General features: G+C 67.8%; 1 protein-coding gene. It reads right to left on the reverse strand.

From position 1 onward, the window contains the following. Nucleotides 1-444, reverse strand: a 444-nt coding sequence (locus F6S12_RS32950; protein WP_315870016.1) for a molybdopterin-dependent oxidoreductase, incomplete at both ends; no start/stop codon positions are given.

Genomic DNA, 444 nt, shown 5'->3' on the forward strand with positions numbered 1-444 from the left:
GGCAAAGTTGCCCCCCAGGCACAGCAGGGCCTTGGCGCTGCCGGCGATCATCGCCTGCATGGCTTGCACCGCATCGTGACCGTGATGCGCCGGCGGGGTGAAGCCGAAGGTCTGCTGCAGCTTGTCGAGAAAGGCCGGGGAAGGCTTCTCGGTAATGCCCACGGTGCGGTTGCCCTGCACGTTGGAGTGGCCGCGCAACGGGCAGATCCCCGCCCCCGGCTTGCCCAGGTTGCCCCGCAGCATCAGCAGGTCGCAGATCAGCCGGACATTGGCCGTGCCTTCGTTGTGCTGGGTGATGCCCATGCCGTAGGTGACGATGGTGGCGTTGGACTTGGCATAGGCCGCGGCGACCATTTCCAGGTCCGCCTGGTGCAGGCCGCTGGCCTGCTCGATGTCTGCCCAGGCGGTGGCATGCAGGTCCGCCGCCAGGGCCTCGAAGCCCTG

Origin of the sequence: Pseudomonas sp. JV245A (genome assembly GCF_032424515.1) — a bacterium.
Taxonomy (GTDB): Bacteria; Pseudomonadota; Gammaproteobacteria; order Pseudomonadales; family Pseudomonadaceae; genus Aquipseudomonas; species Aquipseudomonas protegens.